The 15732-nt window shown below is 59.3% G+C and carries 29 protein-coding genes; 18 read left to right on the top strand and 11 right to left on the bottom strand.

From position 1 onward, the window contains the following. Nucleotide 1: 1 nt before the first annotated feature. From JKL46_RS01755 to JKL46_RS01725, 7 genes are all read right to left on the bottom strand, one after another. Nucleotides 2–667, bottom strand: a complete 666-nt coding sequence (locus JKL46_RS01755; RefSeq protein WP_201829653.1) for a trna delta -isopentenylpyrophosphate transferase — start codon at nucleotides 665–667, stop codon at nucleotides 2–4. Beyond that, complete coding sequence (locus tag JKL46_RS01750) at nucleotides 667–1401, bottom strand: hypothetical protein (protein ID WP_201829651.1); 735 nt, start codon at nucleotides 1399–1401, stop codon at nucleotides 667–669. The genes JKL46_RS01755 and JKL46_RS01750 overlap by 1 nt, the downstream gene beginning before the upstream one ends. Before the next feature lie 3 nt (nucleotides 1402–1404). Next, nucleotides 1405–1656, bottom strand: a complete 252-nt coding sequence (locus JKL46_RS01745) for a hypothetical protein (protein ID WP_201829649.1) — start codon at nucleotides 1654–1656, stop codon at nucleotides 1405–1407. Nucleotides 1657–1780: 124 nt separating this feature from the next. After that, nucleotides 1781–2005 (bottom strand): hypothetical protein, encoded by a 225-nt coding sequence (locus tag JKL46_RS01740; RefSeq protein WP_201829647.1) that lies wholly within the window; start codon nucleotides 2003–2005, stop codon nucleotides 1781–1783. Then, the gene (locus JKL46_RS01735) at nucleotides 1998–2180 is read right to left on the bottom strand and encodes a hypothetical protein (RefSeq protein ID WP_201829645.1); all 183 of its coding nucleotides are present in this window, start codon (nucleotides 2178–2180) and stop codon (nucleotides 1998–2000) included. The genes JKL46_RS01740 and JKL46_RS01735 overlap by 8 nt, the downstream gene beginning before the upstream one ends. Next, a complete protein-coding gene (locus JKL46_RS01730; protein ID WP_201829644.1) occupies nucleotides 2180–2326 on the bottom strand; it encodes a hypothetical protein in 147 nt (48 codons plus the stop codon). Before JKL46_RS01730 ends, JKL46_RS01735 begins: the two co-directional genes overlap by 1 nt. After that, complete coding sequence (locus JKL46_RS01725) at nucleotides 2326–2775, bottom strand: hypothetical protein (RefSeq protein WP_201829643.1); 450 nt, start codon at nucleotides 2773–2775, stop codon at nucleotides 2326–2328. The genes JKL46_RS01730 and JKL46_RS01725 overlap by 1 nt, the downstream gene beginning before the upstream one ends. A gap of 804 nt (nucleotides 2776–3579) precedes the next feature. Here JKL46_RS01725 and JKL46_RS01715 point away from each other — a divergent pair. After that, a complete protein-coding gene (locus JKL46_RS01715) occupies nucleotides 3580–3942 on the top strand; it encodes a DUF3572 family protein (protein WP_201829641.1) in 363 nt (120 codons plus the stop codon). Between the two features lie 135 nt (nucleotides 3943–4077). Here the strand turns inward: JKL46_RS01715 and JKL46_RS01710 are convergent, their stop codons facing one another. The 3 genes from JKL46_RS01710 to JKL46_RS01700 are packed head-to-tail and all read right to left on the bottom strand — an operon-like array spanning nucleotide 4078 to nucleotide 5593. Continuing rightward, on the bottom strand, nucleotides 4078–4581 hold the full coding sequence (locus JKL46_RS01710; RefSeq protein ID WP_201829640.1) for a hypothetical protein: 504 nt from the start codon (nucleotides 4579–4581) through the stop codon (nucleotides 4078–4080). Further along, nucleotides 4574–4882, bottom strand: a complete 309-nt coding sequence (locus JKL46_RS01705; RefSeq protein ID WP_201829638.1) for a hypothetical protein — start codon at nucleotides 4880–4882, stop codon at nucleotides 4574–4576. Before JKL46_RS01705 ends, JKL46_RS01710 begins: the two co-directional genes overlap by 8 nt. A gap of 45 nt (nucleotides 4883–4927) precedes the next feature. After that, nucleotides 4928–5593 carry a LexA family transcriptional regulator gene (locus tag JKL46_RS01700; RefSeq protein WP_201829636.1) on the bottom strand — a complete coding sequence of 222 codons (666 nt, stop codon included), beginning with the start codon at nucleotides 5591–5593 and terminating at the stop codon, nucleotides 4928–4930. A 208-nt stretch (nucleotides 5594–5801) separates the two neighbouring features. Here JKL46_RS01700 and JKL46_RS01695 point away from each other — a divergent pair, with 208 nt between their 5' ends. The 16 genes from JKL46_RS01695 (at nucleotide 5802) to nusG (ending at nucleotide 13819) form a co-directional block, all read left to right on the top strand. Beyond that, nucleotides 5802–6053 (top strand): hypothetical protein, encoded by a 252-nt coding sequence (locus JKL46_RS01695; RefSeq protein ID WP_201829634.1) that lies wholly within the window; start codon nucleotides 5802–5804, stop codon nucleotides 6051–6053. Then, the gene (locus JKL46_RS01690) at nucleotides 6053–6589 is read left to right on the top strand and encodes a GIY-YIG nuclease family protein (RefSeq protein ID WP_210381148.1); all 537 of its coding nucleotides are present in this window, start codon (nucleotides 6053–6055) and stop codon (nucleotides 6587–6589) included. The genes JKL46_RS01695 and JKL46_RS01690 overlap by 1 nt, the downstream gene beginning before the upstream one ends. Before the next feature lie 434 nt (nucleotides 6590–7023). Beyond that, nucleotides 7024–7530 carry a phage regulatory CII family protein gene (locus tag JKL46_RS01685; RefSeq protein ID WP_201829630.1) on the top strand — a complete coding sequence of 169 codons (507 nt, stop codon included), beginning with the start codon at nucleotides 7024–7026 and terminating at the stop codon, nucleotides 7528–7530. Further along, the gene (locus tag JKL46_RS01680; RefSeq protein ID WP_201829628.1) at nucleotides 7530–7820 is read left to right on the top strand and encodes a helix-turn-helix domain-containing protein; all 291 of its coding nucleotides are present in this window, start codon (nucleotides 7530–7532) and stop codon (nucleotides 7818–7820) included. The genes JKL46_RS01685 and JKL46_RS01680 overlap by 1 nt, the downstream gene beginning before the upstream one ends. Before the next feature lie 10 nt (nucleotides 7821–7830). Further along, on the top strand, nucleotides 7831–8091 hold the full coding sequence (locus tag JKL46_RS01675; RefSeq protein ID WP_201829626.1) for a DUF2312 domain-containing protein: 261 nt from the start codon (nucleotides 7831–7833) through the stop codon (nucleotides 8089–8091). Continuing rightward, nucleotides 8091–8465 (top strand): DUF1064 domain-containing protein, encoded by a 375-nt coding sequence (locus JKL46_RS01670; RefSeq protein WP_201829625.1) that lies wholly within the window; start codon nucleotides 8091–8093, stop codon nucleotides 8463–8465. Before JKL46_RS01675 ends, JKL46_RS01670 begins: the two co-directional genes overlap by 1 nt. A 20-nt stretch (nucleotides 8466–8485) precedes the next feature. Beyond that, nucleotides 8486–8833, top strand: a complete 348-nt coding sequence (locus tag JKL46_RS01665) for a hypothetical protein (protein ID WP_201829623.1) — start codon at nucleotides 8486–8488, stop codon at nucleotides 8831–8833. Next, nucleotides 8830–9129: a hypothetical protein gene (locus tag JKL46_RS01660; protein WP_201829621.1), complete on the top strand. Its 300-nt coding sequence runs from the start codon at nucleotides 8830–8832 to the stop codon at nucleotides 9127–9129. The genes JKL46_RS01665 and JKL46_RS01660 overlap by 4 nt, the downstream gene beginning before the upstream one ends. Continuing rightward, nucleotides 9129–9365 carry a hypothetical protein gene (locus JKL46_RS01655; protein ID WP_201829619.1) on the top strand — a complete coding sequence of 79 codons (237 nt, stop codon included), beginning with the start codon at nucleotides 9129–9131 and terminating at the stop codon, nucleotides 9363–9365. Before JKL46_RS01660 ends, JKL46_RS01655 begins: the two co-directional genes overlap by 1 nt. Further along, entirely contained in the window at nucleotides 9362–10807 is a 1446-nt protein-coding gene (locus JKL46_RS01650) for a replicative DNA helicase (protein ID WP_201829617.1), read from the top strand. The genes JKL46_RS01655 and JKL46_RS01650 overlap by 4 nt, the downstream gene beginning before the upstream one ends. After that, nucleotides 10804–11655, top strand: a complete 852-nt coding sequence (locus tag JKL46_RS01645) for a YdaU family protein (RefSeq protein ID WP_201829615.1) — start codon at nucleotides 10804–10806, stop codon at nucleotides 11653–11655. The genes JKL46_RS01650 and JKL46_RS01645 overlap by 4 nt, the downstream gene beginning before the upstream one ends. 29 nt (nucleotides 11656–11684) lie before the next feature. Continuing rightward, the gene (locus tag JKL46_RS01640) at nucleotides 11685–11954 is read left to right on the top strand and encodes a hypothetical protein (RefSeq protein WP_201829613.1); all 270 of its coding nucleotides are present in this window, start codon (nucleotides 11685–11687) and stop codon (nucleotides 11952–11954) included. Beyond that, nucleotides 11951–12208, top strand: coding sequence for a hypothetical protein (locus tag JKL46_RS01635; RefSeq protein ID WP_201829611.1), 258 nt, complete (start codon nucleotides 11951–11953; stop codon nucleotides 12206–12208). The genes JKL46_RS01640 and JKL46_RS01635 overlap by 4 nt, the downstream gene beginning before the upstream one ends. Further along, nucleotides 12205–12426 carry a hypothetical protein gene (locus JKL46_RS01630; RefSeq protein ID WP_201829608.1) on the top strand — a complete coding sequence of 74 codons (222 nt, stop codon included), beginning with the start codon at nucleotides 12205–12207 and terminating at the stop codon, nucleotides 12424–12426. The genes JKL46_RS01635 and JKL46_RS01630 overlap by 4 nt, the downstream gene beginning before the upstream one ends. 11 nt (nucleotides 12427–12437) lie before the next feature. Beyond that, nucleotides 12438–13214, top strand: a complete 777-nt coding sequence (locus JKL46_RS01625; protein ID WP_201829606.1) for a hypothetical protein — start codon at nucleotides 12438–12440, stop codon at nucleotides 13212–13214. Further along, nucleotides 13211–13819, top strand: a complete 609-nt coding sequence (gene nusG / locus JKL46_RS01620) for a transcription termination/antitermination NusG family protein (RefSeq protein WP_201829604.1) — start codon at nucleotides 13211–13213, stop codon at nucleotides 13817–13819. The genes JKL46_RS01625 and nusG overlap by 4 nt, the downstream gene beginning before the upstream one ends. A gap of 413 nt (nucleotides 13820–14232) precedes the next feature. Here the strand turns inward: nusG and JKL46_RS01615 are convergent, their stop codons facing one another. Beyond that, complete coding sequence (locus JKL46_RS01615) at nucleotides 14233–14445, bottom strand: hypothetical protein (protein WP_201829603.1); 213 nt, start codon at nucleotides 14443–14445, stop codon at nucleotides 14233–14235. Nucleotides 14446–15043: 598 nt separating this feature from the next. On the opposite strand from JKL46_RS01615, the gene JKL46_RS01610 reads away from it, so the two are divergent. Then, nucleotides 15044–15649: a phage tail protein gene (locus JKL46_RS01610; RefSeq protein WP_201829601.1), complete on the top strand. Its 606-nt coding sequence runs from the start codon at nucleotides 15044–15046 to the stop codon at nucleotides 15647–15649. Nucleotides 15650–15732 lie beyond the last annotated feature (83 nt).

The raw sequence follows: 15732 nt of genomic DNA, 5'->3' as shown, positions 1-15732 counted from the left end.
GTCACTGTGCCTTCTTCGTCGGCCAGCCGAGGGAGACTAGCTTCTGCTTGGCGTGATCCCTGACCTGATCGCGGATGCCCTCAGACAGGGAGGCTAGGTCATTCTGGGTGTCGGCGTGCAGCATGAGATCTGTGACGGCATTGATCGTCTTGCACTTGTCGATCTTCTGCTTGAGGGCGACCTCGATGCCGGCAGGACTGTCCGGATCGATGGAATGATCATTCGCGGGCTTGCGCTCCTGCTGGGCAGGCTGCGCCTCAGGGGCTCCGGGTCGGCCTTGCTTGAACTCGTCGGCTTCCTCTTCCGAATAGACGTCGCCAGAGAGCTCGATGAGCTTGAGGATCACCCGGTCCTTGGCGCGCTTCTCTGCCATGGCGTAGACGTAAGCCGCCTGCTTGCCGGAGACGCGGTAGTTCACGCCGATCAGCGCCTCGCCCACCGACCATTCCGTCCGCTCGCCCATCCGGCCGGTCACCTGCATTACGCACTCGTCGCGTTCGGCACGGATGATCTTGGGCTCGTCGAAGGTGATCTTGGCCTGAGCGGCAATCCGCTCGAGCGCCTTATGATAGATCACGGCCGTGCCCTGGACGCGCCAGACGTTGCCGGCCATAGGCTCGCCGAACTTTGCGAGAGTGTCGCTGATTTTCTTATCGGTGGTATTCATCAGACGGCCACCTTCTCAACGATGATGTCGAAGCCTGGGATATCCTGCTGACCGGCGCGCACGTCCTTCTCGGCGAGCGTGAGGAGGAAGGCCTCTAGTTCCGATTGCCGCGTCTTCCAGTAGTAGCGGGCGGCCTCTCGGGCATCCTTCAGCACTGGGCGATAGGTCGTCCGGAGCGTCACTGCCCGCGAGCCGCCCTTGCCGTGCGCTTTGTCGTTCTCGGCGCGCTTGGCTACTGCCTCGGCCTTCTTGGCATCTTGGATCAGGGCCTCTGCTGCTTCACGTGCGGCAAGATCGGTCGCCTGGGCTGCGCGAATGGCTTCCTGGGCCGCACGCGCCTTTCCCTCAGCCTCTCTGCGGGCAGCCTCGGCCTTGGCCCTCTTCTCGGCCTCTAGCTTCTCGAGGAAGGGGGCAAGAGCCTTCTTGGCGGCATCCGCAGCTAAGTCGCAGCGGGTGAGAAGCGGCTTATACTTTTCCTGAACCTCTTTGGCCGCTTCATCATGAGGGCGTTTCTCTTCGACGCGCGCCTCATCGGCAGCTTTTTTGGCCTTCCGGATCATGTCGAGAAGCTTCGACACATCATCGGCTTGCGCCTGAGTGGCGATCCCCTCGCCATCGAGCCAGTTCTTGGCCTCGTCGAACAGCATGATGATCTGTGCCTCGGCCCTCTCGAAAGGCGTCGGCTCGGGCGGGTTGTTGTGGCCGATTACGGCAAGTGCGGCGGTCGCGTTCATGGTTCACTCGGCTGCGATAAGATGAGGATTTGTTTGATCGGCGCGCCTCTGCTCGACACGGGCATGCATCTGGCGAAGCTCACGGGCGGCAGCCTCTAGATCCGCCGCGGCGTAGAGAAGGTCGTAATCCGCATCGCCGGCGCCGTTTGCCGTGTCGGAGACGTAGATCTCTGTGCAGCGGGCATCCTGGGCGAATGCGCGGGCAGAGCGCTTAAGTGCAGCGGCCCTATGTCCGAAGGTTGCGAAGATGCTCATGATGCTTTAGCCGCCATGCAGATTGTGAAGATGATATAGAAGGCGAGGGAGCAGCAGACGGCGCCGAGGAGAACAGCACGGGCTGTCTGGCAGTAGGCCTTGCAGCGGGGATGAGTGAAGGACATCACGCGGCTCCCGGATAGGTGGGAGCAGGGAGGGTGTCGGGAGCACCGCACGGGCAACGCTCGCGGAAGTACTCTTCGCCATCGGTCCAAGGCGCCCAGCCGGTGTCGAGGCACATGCTGCAGCAGTTCAGGCTGCGGATCAGAAGATCGCGGATCTCGATATCTTCGACCGGCTCGCATTGGATGACACGCAGACGCGGCTTGAAGCGGATGACCTCACCCATGGCTGAACCTCCGGACAAATGCGGCGATGGCGATCAAGAAGAGGCTCAGCCCGAGCGTGACGTAGGCCAGGGCGAAGGCGAGTTCCGAGCCGGGAATGTCTGCCCAGCCGAGCAGAGCGCCGATGAGCGTCCAAAGCGGGCTGACGAGGATGAAGGCGGTGATGAGCATGGGCATCAGCGCGCCTCCTTCTTGGAGGAGGCGAGAGCCTTTGCGATGTGTCGCTTGGTGAACTCGGAGCAGCGCTTGCCGCTGGCGACGGAACGGTCCTGGCGCAGATCGCGCAGGGCTGCGTTCCAGTTGATCTTGCGTTGGAGAGCCATCACGCGACCTCCCCATCGGTATCGCCATCGCGACGGTTGCCGGGTTCGCTTGGCACGATGGAGAACGGGCCGTTCCCTGCCAGGCGGTTCGCTTCTGCGACAGCGACGGCACCAAAGCGCTTTATCGTGGATGGATCGAACTCGGCGCGAAGGGACTGCTCAGTGCAGCGTCCCATCTCTTCGGTTGCTTCGATAATCTTGAAGGCTATCGCCCGGATCGTTTGCTTGTGATGCAGGGCGGCCTGCCGGTCCCATTCCATGCGAGCCTGATGGAACAATTCTTCCCAGGTATCTGCATCCACGGAGACACGCCCCGTGCCAGTGATGCCGTTCGGATAGATTGCCAAGTTGGGCTGATACTCGGCCCCGATGACAATGCTGATCTCTGCTTTTGGACCGACGTTGCTGGCGATGGCGCGGAGAGCGTCCCGGATTTCGGTTGGCGTCATCTCAGCCTCCGAACCCAATCGCGAGGCAGGCGACACCGCTGATGAAGGTGCCGAGGCAGGCAAGCTCTAGGAGATTTGCGAGAGAGGATCGGAGGAAGGGCATGGGGCTCATCCGTCTTGAGTGGATGAGCTAAATCATAAACGGTAAAAAAACCGCGTCAAGGCTAAATCAGTAAAAATACCGCAATACAACGGCTTTTCTTCTCGCTAGGCCATTCCCCGTTATCCACAACTCCTAAGACTCGACTCCCATGCGACAAAGAACATAATAGGAACATTCGCAGTCGGAGACCATCTTGCAGCATGCTTTCATTCCTCCCGTCCCGGCAACTCCGCTTCCAAAAGAGCATCGCTACAAGCTTCGGATGCGTTGCATGAACTGCCTTACAGACAGCTATCCAGTTGCCTGTATGGGCGTCCGCCGCCTGTCGGATGGCGAGGTGAGCAGAAGGGTATTTGAGTTCGCAGAGCGCATCGGGCGCCCGTGCCCGACCTGTGAGAGCGCATCCTATCGACTAATCAGCTATTTCCCCGAAACCGAGGACAGATCCCATGCCAGCCGTAGCTAAGACTTTCTACGTCGTTCAGCCATTTATCAGAGGGAAGCGGGGTGGACTAAGGGCAGAGCAGGCCATTCAAGCGCCTAGTGAGAGCGCCGCAATCCTCAGGGCGGAGCGGATGGCAGAGAGCAAAGCGGGCGTGCTAGTTTTCTCCCAGACCGGCGATCCTGAGATGGGTGATTTCGATGAGCCCGTCTTCCTCGCCCGCTTGGGCGATGTGCCGTCCCAAGACTAAGGAAGCGTCATGACTGAAACAGAACCGAGCAATCTGTTCCGGGGTAGGGGGGATGCCGAGAGCATCGCCCTGCGGGTTTTCGAGTTCATCACTGCCGACGTCGACCGGATCATCCAGTTTATGAACATCACGGGGCTTCAACCGGAGACGATCCGGGAATCGGCTAAATCGGCGCACTTCCTGCTAGGGGTGCTCGACTATGCGTCCAAGGACGAGGGCCTGCTCAAAAAGATCGAGGAGGAGATCGGCATCAGGCCAGCCGCGATCCTGGTGGCGGCCGTGCACCTGGCGCCACAGCCTGAAGGCCAGCCAAACGAGACGAGATCAAATGAAAGGGCACCGGAGTTGCCGCGTCGGAACCTGTTCCAATGAGAAAGGCCTCCTCATCCGCCATTGCCAAGGGAGATGAGGAGGCCAAGGTAAGGAGCCGTCTCGAAGTCTATGGTTCCCGCGCGTCAACTAAGGCGAGGCTTGGATGTTTCAGCTTGGCCAAACAAAAACCCCGGCTTATGGCCGGGGTGTGGTGTTGGGTTGCTGCTGCGATGGGGTCACTGTCTGCGGTGCTCTCTTTGCCTCAATCTCGGTAACGGCAGAGTTTACAACATCGCGGATTTGGATGCCTCGGCTGAAGATAGCATCGCCATAGGTCATAACGCTGACCAAGAGGGCGGCGAGCGCAATGCCCGTACCAACTACAGTCACGATAATTGTAGTGCGGGTAGATTTGTAATCGGCGCGCACTTCGAACCTATTGGCATCGAAGTCGCTCCGCATAGCCGCAATGTTATCGAAAAGACGGTCAAACTTCCCGTTTAACTCGACAAAGCGAGCCTCGGTTCGAGCCTCCGCAGCTTCTAGTTTGAGATCGATGTACTCTCGGTCTGATGCCATAACATTGCTTACTATGGGTGACGGCTTCTCGATTGGCAAGACTGTCCAGTCCCCTGACGCTTGCTTGCCAGGAAAAGTGACGATATCCGCACCGCCCCTGCGAATATGTACCTCATCCACGCGCCTTCTCCGCTTTCCACTCTAGGATAAACCGTCTGGCAAACTGCCGAACATTGCCGCAGTGATTGCAGACCATAAGGGCGGTTTCGATGTAGGGCCCGCCGAAGACATCGGGGCCGCGAAACGTCGCGACTGATATTACAGGCCAATAATTATCCGTAATTCGTTCGGTTACGACCCAGTCATTGTGGCTGCAAAGTTCACATTCAGGCGAAACGCCTTTGGCTTTGAGATAAGCCAGAAAATCATCTTCTCCTAATTCTTGCTGCTTCCTGCGCTCGGCCTCTTGATCGTCGCTCATGGCTTGTTCCTGTGAGATGCCCTCGCGCCTGCACGCACGTGAGGGCTAGTAGCTGAAGGCGCTATGAGAGCCCTTGACCAGGCATAGGATCCGCACGCGCCGGCCATCATCCTCGCTCGGATCCCGAAAGACCGTGTTCGGCACTACGATCGGCTTGTGCTTCTTGTTGGTCGACCGGGGGCAGAACTCGTACCGATCCTCATAGATCTCGAGCTGCTTGACCGACCATTCGCGGGTGTGACCGCCGTCCCGGGTCTGCTCGATGACCACGATCATGCCTTCCCGTAGGACGACAAGGTGGTCGATATCGTCGAAGACCGGACCATAGACCTGGTCGCCTGGCATGAGCGGCCGCGGCTTGAGGTCGTTCATAGAGTCGCCAGAGACGTCGAAGCTGAACCGCCGAGCATGGGGGAAATCTCTGTCCGGTGGAGCAGCGATGTATCGCGTCTCGTCCGGATCATACTCGGGGGCCTCTCTAAAGGCGCCGGCCTCGACCTGCCCGATGATCGGGATCGGGAGCATCTTCTCGGAGGTGATGGCGATTCCTTCAGAGGCGACCTGTTCGGTCGGCGTCCCAATACTCGCAGTGTTTTCACCCAGTTCCTCAGGTCCTGCCCCAGCGAACAGCCAAACGGCAGTAGTCTTGAGAATGGGAGCAAGAGCATTCAGCGTGGCAGTACTGACCCCCTGCCGGTCGTCCTTCTCCACCGCTCTCTGAAGGTTGCGAATAGCGTCAGGTTTCCCCGCAGCCTTCGATGCGGCGGTGGCAGAGAGGCCAACTGCTTGCAGGCGCTTTTCAATACGCCCCAAAATCTCACGGAGTTCCATAGGGCGGTAATCTAACCGCGGTGCTAAAAACTCACGAGCGGTAAAAAGGCCGTTGACATTAGCGGTATTTATACCGATAGTCTCATGCATGAGTGGCAAAGATCATCTTCTCCGGCTGGCAGCCATATTCGGGCATCAATCAGGGCTTCCGCAAACAACGGTCAGCTGGCGGCTGTTTCAGGACACCAACAAGCTGGAAGGCATCGAGCGCGGCCGGGATCTGTATCTGGGCCGGTTCGAGCGCGCGGTTCGGTATCTATCGGACAACTGGCCTGCTGGAGCGGAATGGCCCGCTGATATTCCTCGACCGCCGTCCTCCCATACCGGCGAGGCCGCGTGATGTACGTGTACGTCGTCGAGGCTCAGAACGGTCTGGTCAAGATTGGCTGCTCGCGCGTCCCGGAGAGCCGAGCTGCATTGATATCCGCGCATAGCCCCGTCCTGGCCCGTCTCATTGCGAAGTGGCCCGGTTCGCAGGCGGAGGAGCGTGAGCTCCATGCCCGGTTTAGCGAATATCGCCACCACAACGAATGGTTCTCCCTCGTTGGCCCTGTTGCCGCATTTGCTGCGGAAGTCCGTGGCAAGGACGTGGAAATTCCCGGCTGGGATTGCCTGATGTCCTTGGCGGAGCATGAGAGGAAGCTCCAAAGGTCGGAAAGAGCAAGCCGCAGAGCCCGCGAGCGTTGGGCTAACCCCGAGTGGCGCTCGAAGTGGATGCTCGATCGCAAGTTCCAGCGCATCTGGCGAGACTTCCTCAAAGAGGCGCAGGCTGAAAGGCGCAAGGTATCGCAAGAGGATTTTCACCGCGTTCAAGAGCAAGTCTACGGCCCTCCGAAAGTTGAGCACCTCAGCAGTCAAAAGCGCGAGGCTGCCTGATGTCCTCCATCCCTCATCCCCCTTCCATCGGTACCGCCTCCTTAGCTGCCGATGTGGAGAGCGCGGGCGGCTCAGTCCCCCCGGCCGCCCGCGCTTCCCATTCCTCTCGGATCCTTTCCAAGAGGTCAGGGATAGTGACTGCTTCTCCGTTGGCTTCGAACTCGCCAACGGCCTCGAGTAAAACTTCCGCGGTCGCGAGCCTTAGGTCCATCGCCTCGTGGCTCGCCTCCAGTGTAGCCAATCGCCTCGCGAGTTTCTGCATCGCCTTGTTTCTCGGCTCGCGTGCACGCACGAGCGATGACCTCGCGGGCAACGTCTCCAAGCTGCTGCCACGCGTCTTCATCCACGACCGTATCCAGGACCGATTTTTCATACCGGCCACAATGCAAGCGTGGCCACAAGCCGTCACCGTGCACTCGTAGGGGACTTTGCACATGCACCCGACACGCTCGACTACAGAGCAGGATCGCTTCTCGCTGAAGGCGTCCTTCCGTCAGCTTCTCAAGCGGGCAGGCGGGCAGGAAGCCGCCGAGCTCGTCACGCGTGGCCGGCATCAGACTCTCAACCGCTACGGCAATCCGAAGGAAGAGGATTGCCATGCCCCGATTGATGTCATTGCAGATCTCGAGCGCGAGATTGGTGATCCGATCGTCACAAAGCATCTGGCCGACATGAGCGGCTACATGCTGGTGAAAAAGATCGCTGTCGAAGCTGACGCCAATCTTCTCGTCCACATCTCCGCCCTTGCCGGAGAGACGGGTGAAGCAGTTCAGGCGGCGGTCGAAGCCTATGCCGACGGCACGGACACTGACGAAGAACTTGAGAATATCGTCAAGCAGGCGACGGATGCTGAGCACGCAGCGGCCTCTATGCGGATCGCAGCCCAGGCGAAACTCGATGCTCGCAAGAACATCACGCGCATTCGTGGGAGTGTTGCCTAATGCCCGGCTGCAAGCTTCCCCCGGAGACGATCGCCGAGATCAAGGCTCTTCGTGCCAAGGGGCACAGCATCAGTGAGATCCAGGCTCTGGCGAAGGTGAGAGGCAGGGGCACCGTCTCCCGGCATATTCAGGGCATCAAGCTTCCGAATGGACCGTTGAAGTCCGGCAAGCGGTGGCTCGTCGCTCGCAATGTCTGCCGTGATCTCAAGAACCAGGGGCTGAGCATCCGGGCGATTGCCGCTCGACTTGGATGCGGCGCCACCGCCGTTCACCGCGCCATCCATTCGTAAGAGGTCCGCCATGGACGATCAAGCGTTCAACACAGAGTCCGTCGCCGCCGATCAGCTCAAGTCGTTCATCGAACGCGCTGAGCGTCTGAATGAGGAGAAAGACGGCATCAACTCCGATCTGTCCGATCTGTTCAAAGAGGCAAAGGCCAACGGCTTCAATACGAAGGTGCTGAAGAAGATCATTGCTCTGCGCCAGCGGGACTATTCGGAGCGCCAAGAGGAGCAGGCCATCATGGACCTGTACCTTGAGGCCCTCGGGATGGCCGGCTGATGGCGGTCCCTCACGTGCGTGCACGCGAGGGCCAGCAGGCGATGTTCGCTCTCGGCCGCCTGAAGACTGGTCAGATGAACAAGACCGAGGCTGCCTATGCCTCTCACCTTGAGATGCGCCGGATTGCCAGTGAAATCGCCTGGTACAAGTTCGAGGGCCTCAAGCTTCGGTTGGCAGACAATACCTTCCTGACCGTCGACTTCGCCGTCATGCTCGCGGACGGCACGCTCGAGATGCACGAGGTCAAGGGCTTCTGGACCGATGACGCCCGCGTGAAGACCAAGGTTGCCGCCGACCTCTACCCCTTCCGCTTCATCGCCGTGCAGCAGCTGCCCAAGAAAGAGGGCGGCGGCTGGAAAACCGAAGAGTTTTAAACCCCCACAAGGATGCCGCCATGTCCATGTCGCCAGCAGCAGAACGAGAGATGCTCCAGAAGCACGGCACCGCGGCTTTCACCTTGAAGCCTGGCGCCATCCTGGGCGCTGCGCAGCAGGATCTCCGGATCAGGCGGAACAAGAAGGACGACATCGACGAGCCAGGCAGGCCGTACGCTTTTCTGTGCACCCATGTGCGGAAGGCCAAGACGGAGGGCGAGCTCCTGGAGCTCGCCCTCGCCAATCCTGACAAGGGGCTTGAGAGCGGGAAGTACAATACGCGGCTGATCTACGGTAACCCCGATCTGCTCCGCGCAGCGCTCCAGTTCTACAACGATCGTCACCCGGTTGCGGAGGCGGCAGAATGAACCGCTTCCCGTATTCACTGAATGCGCTTCAGGCGTTCGACGAGATCGAAGCTGATGCTTTGGCTCTAGAAGCACTGGCTGAGGAGCGCGAACAGGCTGGGGCCGCAATCCAGAAGATGGAGGGCGGATCGCTCGATGCGGCCCGCTGCCATCTCTTGATGGCTAAGCGCCTTCGTCGCATCGCCTCATGCCTCGGCTACATGGCCGGCCGAGTGGATCGCCTGCAATTGCTCAACGAGCCGGTCCGTCGCGAGACCAACTACGGCAAGACGGACTATCAACGGAGTGTTGCCTGATGGGTCAGGTTGTCTCTCTCAGGACGCCTATCGACGAGGCATATGATCGTTGGGTCGCCGCGCGTCAGAAGGCCGCTGCGACAGCTGCCATGGAAGATGTTCGTTATGCCGCCCGTTGCTTCGAGCGGTTGATGGATCTCCATCTCTCCGTCGAGAAGCGCTGGCCGCGTGATCCTGATACCCTGCGCATGCTCACCCCGTCCGAAATTCAGGCTGGGAAGGCAAGCATTCGATGATGGCCCAAGCAGATCAGGACCGGTGGGCGGAGAGCCTTAAGCTCGCCTTCGATGCCGAGCAGGGGCTTTTGGGCTGCCTCTTGATCAATCCAGAGTCCTATGGTCTTGCATCAAGCCTTGTGAAGCCTGAGTACTTCACGGAGCCGCTGCACCGAAAGGTGTATGAGGCCATGGCGGAATGCCGCAGGGCCGGACGTAAGGGCTCTCTCGGCGAATTGCGGCATGCCCTAGGGGCGACGGCCCTATCGCAGGATCTTGGTGGCGGTGTCACCATCACCGATTATCTCGGCAGGCTCCGTGACGACGGGACTACTCATCTCTCTGTCTCAGATTATGCCAGGACCGTCAGGGACTATTGGGCTATCCGGTGCCTGATCGCGACAGCTTCCGTCGACATGGCCGGATTGCCGGAGAACCTGCTGAAGACCGCCTTCGACAAGCTCGACACGCTTCGGATGGAGATCTCCGACGCTACCGGCACCCGTGAGAGCATCGGATCCATCGGTGCCGATGTTCTGGCACGCGCCGAGCGCATCGCCGACGGCGAGGAGGAAGAGCCGGGCGCGACGACCGGCCTCCCGGATCTGGACCGCGCGATGCTCGGCTATCGTCCCGGAGAGCTCATCATTGTTGCCGGTCGCCCTGGCATGGGCAAATCAACCTTTGGGACATCCTCAGCGTTGGCAACGGCGAACGTGACCCGTGACGGCCGGCACTGCGGCGTCGGGTACTTCGCCCTGGAATTGGGCAGAGAAGCCATCGGCGCCCGCTGCCTCGCGGATCTAGCCTATGAGCGGGCCAACTCTCCGACCCACTCTGCAATCCGTGGCGGTCAGATTGATCGGTACGACCGTGATCTGCTTCACCGAGCCTCCCAAGACCTGCAGGGCAGGGCGCTGGAGATCGACGGGCGGTCGGTAGCCACCGTAGGTGAGATTGAAGCTACCTGCCGCGCCATGCAGCGCCGGTTCGAGCGCCAAGGCTCGCGTCTCGGAGTGGTCTTCATCGACTATCTCAAGAACGTGACCGCCTCGGACCGCTACCGGGGGCAACGTGTCTATGAGGTGGGCGAGATCACCACAGGCCTCAGGGATATCGCCAAGCGCCTTGGTATCTGCGTTGTCCTGCTGGTGCAGCTCAACCGCGGTGTCGAGGGCAGGGATGACAAGCGTCCGACCCTTGCTGACCTGCGCGAGTCGGGGGATATCGAGAACGACGCCGATGTCGTCCTGATGCTCTACCGGCATGCCTATTACCTGCGTCGCGATATGCGGGCAGCCGATCCCGCGCAACAGGCAGCTCTGATGCATGAGCTGACCGAGTGCGAAAACAAGCTCGAAATCATCATCCCGAAGAACCGCAACGGCGAAGGCGAGCAGACCATTCACGTGTTCTGCGACATCGGCCGCTCGGCCATTCGACCACTGGCGAGGCATCAATGAGCAAACGTTGGTACAAGCGCTGCGGCGCTGACTTCATCCATGGTACCTTGGGCCTCACGCTGGAGGAGAAGGGCGCGTACAGCCTTTGCCTGGATCTGATCTATGAGTACGGCGGTCCGATTGCCGATGACGCGCGCTGGCTGTCAGGGATTTGCGGGGTATCGGTTCGCAAGTGGAACGCCATCCGTGAGAGTCTGATCAAGGCCGGAAAATTGACCCTCGAAGACGGTCGTTTGATGAACATCCGAGCTGCCGCCGAGATCGCGAACTCAAAATTATCTTCGGATAATCTCGCCGAAAACGGCGCGAAAGGTGGACGAAAGCGCGCTGAAAATGAACGCCGGTCTAAGGAAAACAATGACTTAGGGCAAGCCGGGCTTAAGCATCTAGATAAGATAAGAAAAGATAATCCTCCCTTACCCTCCTTTGAGAATTTGGACGAATGGCTGCGCGGGCTGGTCCAGGATCAGCCGCTCATGCTGGCCCTCGATACCCATGAGATCAAAGCTCTGATCGATGATGGGATCACAAGCGCGGATATCGAAGCGGGCATTTCGGCAGCCCTGAAAGAGAACTTCCGAGCCAGGAGTTGGCGGCAGATGGTGGGATGGGTCCGCCGCGCCGCTCAGGACCGCCTAGCGAAGGCGCCGAAGGCCAGCGCAGGGCAGACGGCGTCCCAGCCTGACGCCAAGCAGCTGGATGATGGCTACCGGTTCATGCTGCGCCGGTTCAAGGAGTTCCCCGGCACCTGGCCACCCAAGGCTGGCCCCCGGCCCGGAGAGCCTGGTTGCATGATCCCCGCTCACATCCTGGCAGAGTTCAACTTCCACGCGGCGAGGGCGGCATGAAGTGTCCTCACTGCCATCGCGATACCCAGGTGAAGGATACCCGCCTTCAGGCAGATGGCACGATCCGGCGGCGCCGTGTTTGTGAGAGCGGCCACAAGTTCAGCACTTGGGAGACGATGACCAATGTAATGGCCCTCATCGAGAGCCGCCGCAAGAGCGTCAGGGCATGGAAGGCTCGTAACCCTGAGAAGGTGAAAGCCCTCAACCATCGCCGGAAGCGTCGACAAGAAGCCCGAAATGAGTCCGTAGCCACCGGTCGACCTATTGAAGAGATTTATCAGCTATGGGGTGTCGCATGACGCTCCCCAAGGACGACATCGTCTGGCTCTGGAACACGACAGATCTCAGCGCTTCTCGGATCGGCCGCAAGTTCGGGCTCACCAAGGGCGTTGTTCTCGGCATCGTTCACCGCGATCCCCGTGCCAAGATGCGCCGGCCGCCGACGCCGATGCAGATGAAGGACCGCCGGATCAAGGCCCTCGAGGCTGAGGTCGTACGTCTGCAAACCCTTGAAGCCCAACTCGCCCGCACAGATCGGAAGGCAGCAGCATGAGCCATGATCAGTCGTTCTTCGTCGTCTGGAACCCATTCGCCGGCCCGCCGACCTTTCGGCACCCAACCTATGACGATGCTCGCCGTGAGGCTGTTCGCCTCGCTGGCCTGAACCGAGGGCAGGAGTTCATTGTCCTTGAGGCCCGTGCCATCGCAAAGCTCCGCGAGCCCGTTGAGGTACGCGAGCTCCGTGATGCCGAAGAATACATCCCGTTCTGAAAGGCAGCTGCATGAGCAAGCCGCAGTTTGAGAAAGAGGCGGACCTGTGCGCGGCCTTCATCGAAGCCGCCACAAAGGACGGGACATGGAAGGCTTATCCGGAGACGGCAGGCTTCGACATCCTGCTCGTACGCGATGATGGCGTGCAGATCGGGATTGAGGCAAAGCTGGCACTGAACGCGAAGGTTCTGTCTCAGATCCTACCCGGCCATGTCAGCTATTCCTACGCCGCAACAGGACCTGACTATAGGGCTGTCCTCGTCCCAGCTGGAAAGGACGGTGCTCTATCCTCAGTCTGCGCGGCACTCGGCATCACGGTCATCACCTGCCGGGGTGATGATCCAGGCAACCGCTGGTATCGGAATTACGGCCCTGAACTGCCGAGCACCAGAGACGTGGATGCAAGAGATTGGCACGAATGGGCCCCTATGAAGCGGTGCGAAGTGCCTGCCTATGTGCCTGATGTCGCCGCCGGCGTTGCCTCGCCTGTGTCTCTGTCGGTCTGGAAGGTCAAGGCGATCAAGCTTGCAATCATTCTAGAAGAGCGGCCCGTCACCCGAGCGGACTTCAAAGCCCTGCAGATATCTCCGACCCGCTGGACTGACCCTTATACGGGCTGGCTGAAGAAGACCGATCATGGCTACGTCGCAGGGGCCTATCTCCCCGATTTCATGGCTCAGCACCCTCGCAATTACGAAGAGATCAAGGCTGATAGGGACAGGTGGATGCCTCCCGCTGCGCCTATGCCTCGCAACCCAAATCCCGCCCTTCAGGAGGCATTTCTGTGAGCAAGAACCGTCGCAAGAAGCCGTCGACCCATCGCCGCAAGCCGTCCGCACTCACGCATCGTGTCGTGAAAGTTCGCCGTTTGCCTGCGCCAGCCGATATTGACGTCGAAGCAGTTTGGTATCTGGTCGCGACCAATCCGCAGAAAGAGCGGCGTGCTCAGCTCGGGTTGGAGTTCCGAGGCTACAAGACCTTCCTTCCGTCCTACGCGAAGGAAGTGAAGAGCGGCCGTCAGATCAAGGAGGTCACGCGCCCGCTGTTCCCCGGTTACTTGCTCGTCAATCTCGCCGGGCAGCCCTGGTATCCGATCCGCCAGGTGGATGGCGTCCACCGGATCATCACGAATGATCTGAAGCCACTGGCTCTGCCAGAGGGAGCGATGAAGGAAATTGTTCGCCTCAGCCATGAGGAGCAAGACTTGGCGCCGCAGCCATGGGCGCAGCAACTTCAGGAGGGAGCACAGGCCCGGGTTGCAAAGGGACCGTTCGCATCGTTTCTTTCAACGGTTGTCGCTGTGTTGCCGAATGGCCGTGCGCAGGTGCTTGTTGATATTTTCGGCCGAGCAACAGAAGTGGAACTTGAACTACTTTACTTGGAAGCTGTTTAGCATTAGATACGTTGTTGTGGTGCACGGTGCTCGCCCAATTGGGCTTGAGCTCTACCGCTTGGGAGTGAAGGGCTGAAGCCTATTTCACCCGCAAGTGCGGTGCATGCGCCAAATTCATCCAGACCCGCCTGGTTCGCCCGGCGGGCTTTTTTCATGCATCGGGCATCTTGTCCTAAGACTAGCCTATGTTAGTATCGAGCCCTGCGCTCCGGAGGAACCCGGCGCTTGGGTACGGTCATTCCCGAGCGAGCAGCACCTCCACCCGCCATCTGCACGGCGGGTTTTTCTTTGCCCCATGTCCTCACGCAAATCCTACATCCGGGACGATGGCTGTCTCATGATCGAAATCAGCCTCAACCTTTACGTCGACTCCACCCCTGCCGAGTAACTGAGAGGCTGGGGCTTTTGATGAGCTAAGGTGCCGGAATGAACGCGACTTTCCGGTGCAATTCCCAGATTTCGACGGCGCGGCCATCGGCAAGTCGACGAGCCTGCTCAATCGCGTCTTGGTCATCCCGACAAAAAAGCTCGAACACCTTCAGGAAATGGCCGTTGTCTTTGAGTTGGTAGGCCCGGTAAACGTGCAAAGGTGTTGATTTGTCGAGGGGAGGAAGCTTCTCGATCATGATCTCTCCTGACAGGGCTCGCTAGAAAATCAGCTGCCTCGCAGCGTGGATCAGAATGGATACTGCGAATGCTGCGAGGACTGCTAGCACGACTTCAAACACAATATCCCGAAAGCGATCCTTAGGCGGCTCCATGGATTGCATCCATTTGCGGTTCGAATGCCGCTATATACTAAATCGTGACTAAATGCCCAAGCTACTGGACCACAAAGCAAGGCGGAGAGGGAAGTGCGGTGGATGAGGTCGGCCGTATTGAGATCTGCGACAGTGAGGGCCGACCGCTAAGCCTCCTGCCCCGGAGATGTCATTGCCTCAACGAGGTTAAGAGCACACCGATGCGCACTCAGGTTATCATCCGTGTGAAGGATCATATGGCTGCTATCCAGCCTCTGGTCGAATATCTGTGCGCAAGCGTGGATGACAGCAGCCGTCCTGAGAGGCCAAAGATCGGCGCCGTCCTCAGGGAGTATGGCCGGGGGAGCAATACCGTGCTTCACACACTCCCGTCAGCTGAGTTCCTTCGCTGGTTGGCCGATATGGTGGAGGTCAGTGAGACACAGCCAGATCGGGCACCACCCCCGTCGAAGGACGATTAGAAATGGCCGTTCATCTGCGGATTGATACCGTCGACATCAGTCGACTTGCGAACATGATCGCCGCAGCGGGTGATAAGGCGCCGGTCGCCATTGCTCGAGCGATCAATCGAACTGGTGGGAAGGCTCGGACAGCAATGATCCGGTCGCTCACTGCTCAAACGGGCCTGAAGCGTAAGGTGGTTGTGCGGGCTCTTCGCACTAACAGGGCAACGCGAACAAATTTAGAGTTCTCGATTGATAGCAGTGGCGGGAACATTCGTCTCAAGTACTTCGATCCGAAGGAGACAAGATCGGGGGTGAGCGCAAAGCCATTCGGACGTCGTCAAGTTTTCCCCGGCACTTTCATGAAGGGCGGCAGCTTCCCAAAGAGAACTGCCATCAAGCGCAAGCTTACGGGTGGTCATGTCTACCGGCGCACCGGCGGCGGCAAGTGGCCAGTTGAGCAGGCGAGATCAGGCGTTGTAATTCCTGAGGAGATGGTTCAGGGCGCAACCGAAGATGCCTTTTTCAGGGTCGCTCAGGCTGAATTGCCTGGTGATATTGCACATGAGCTAGGGTTGATTCTCGGTGGCCATGTGTTCAAGACCAAGGGCGGGAAGGTCTTTTAGATATACACTATAACATGACAGATCGTGGGTATGATGCAATATCATTGCGTGTAATAGTATTGCGGGTCCTTCTAAGGCCGCCC

It is taken from the genome of Microvirga zambiensis WSM3693 (assembly GCF_016735695.1).
Taxonomy (GTDB): Bacteria; Pseudomonadota; Alphaproteobacteria; order Rhizobiales; family Beijerinckiaceae; genus Microvirga; species Microvirga zambiensis.
The sequence above is the reverse complement of the archived record's forward strand: the minus strand, read 5'-3'. Positions and strand labels throughout refer to the sequence as shown.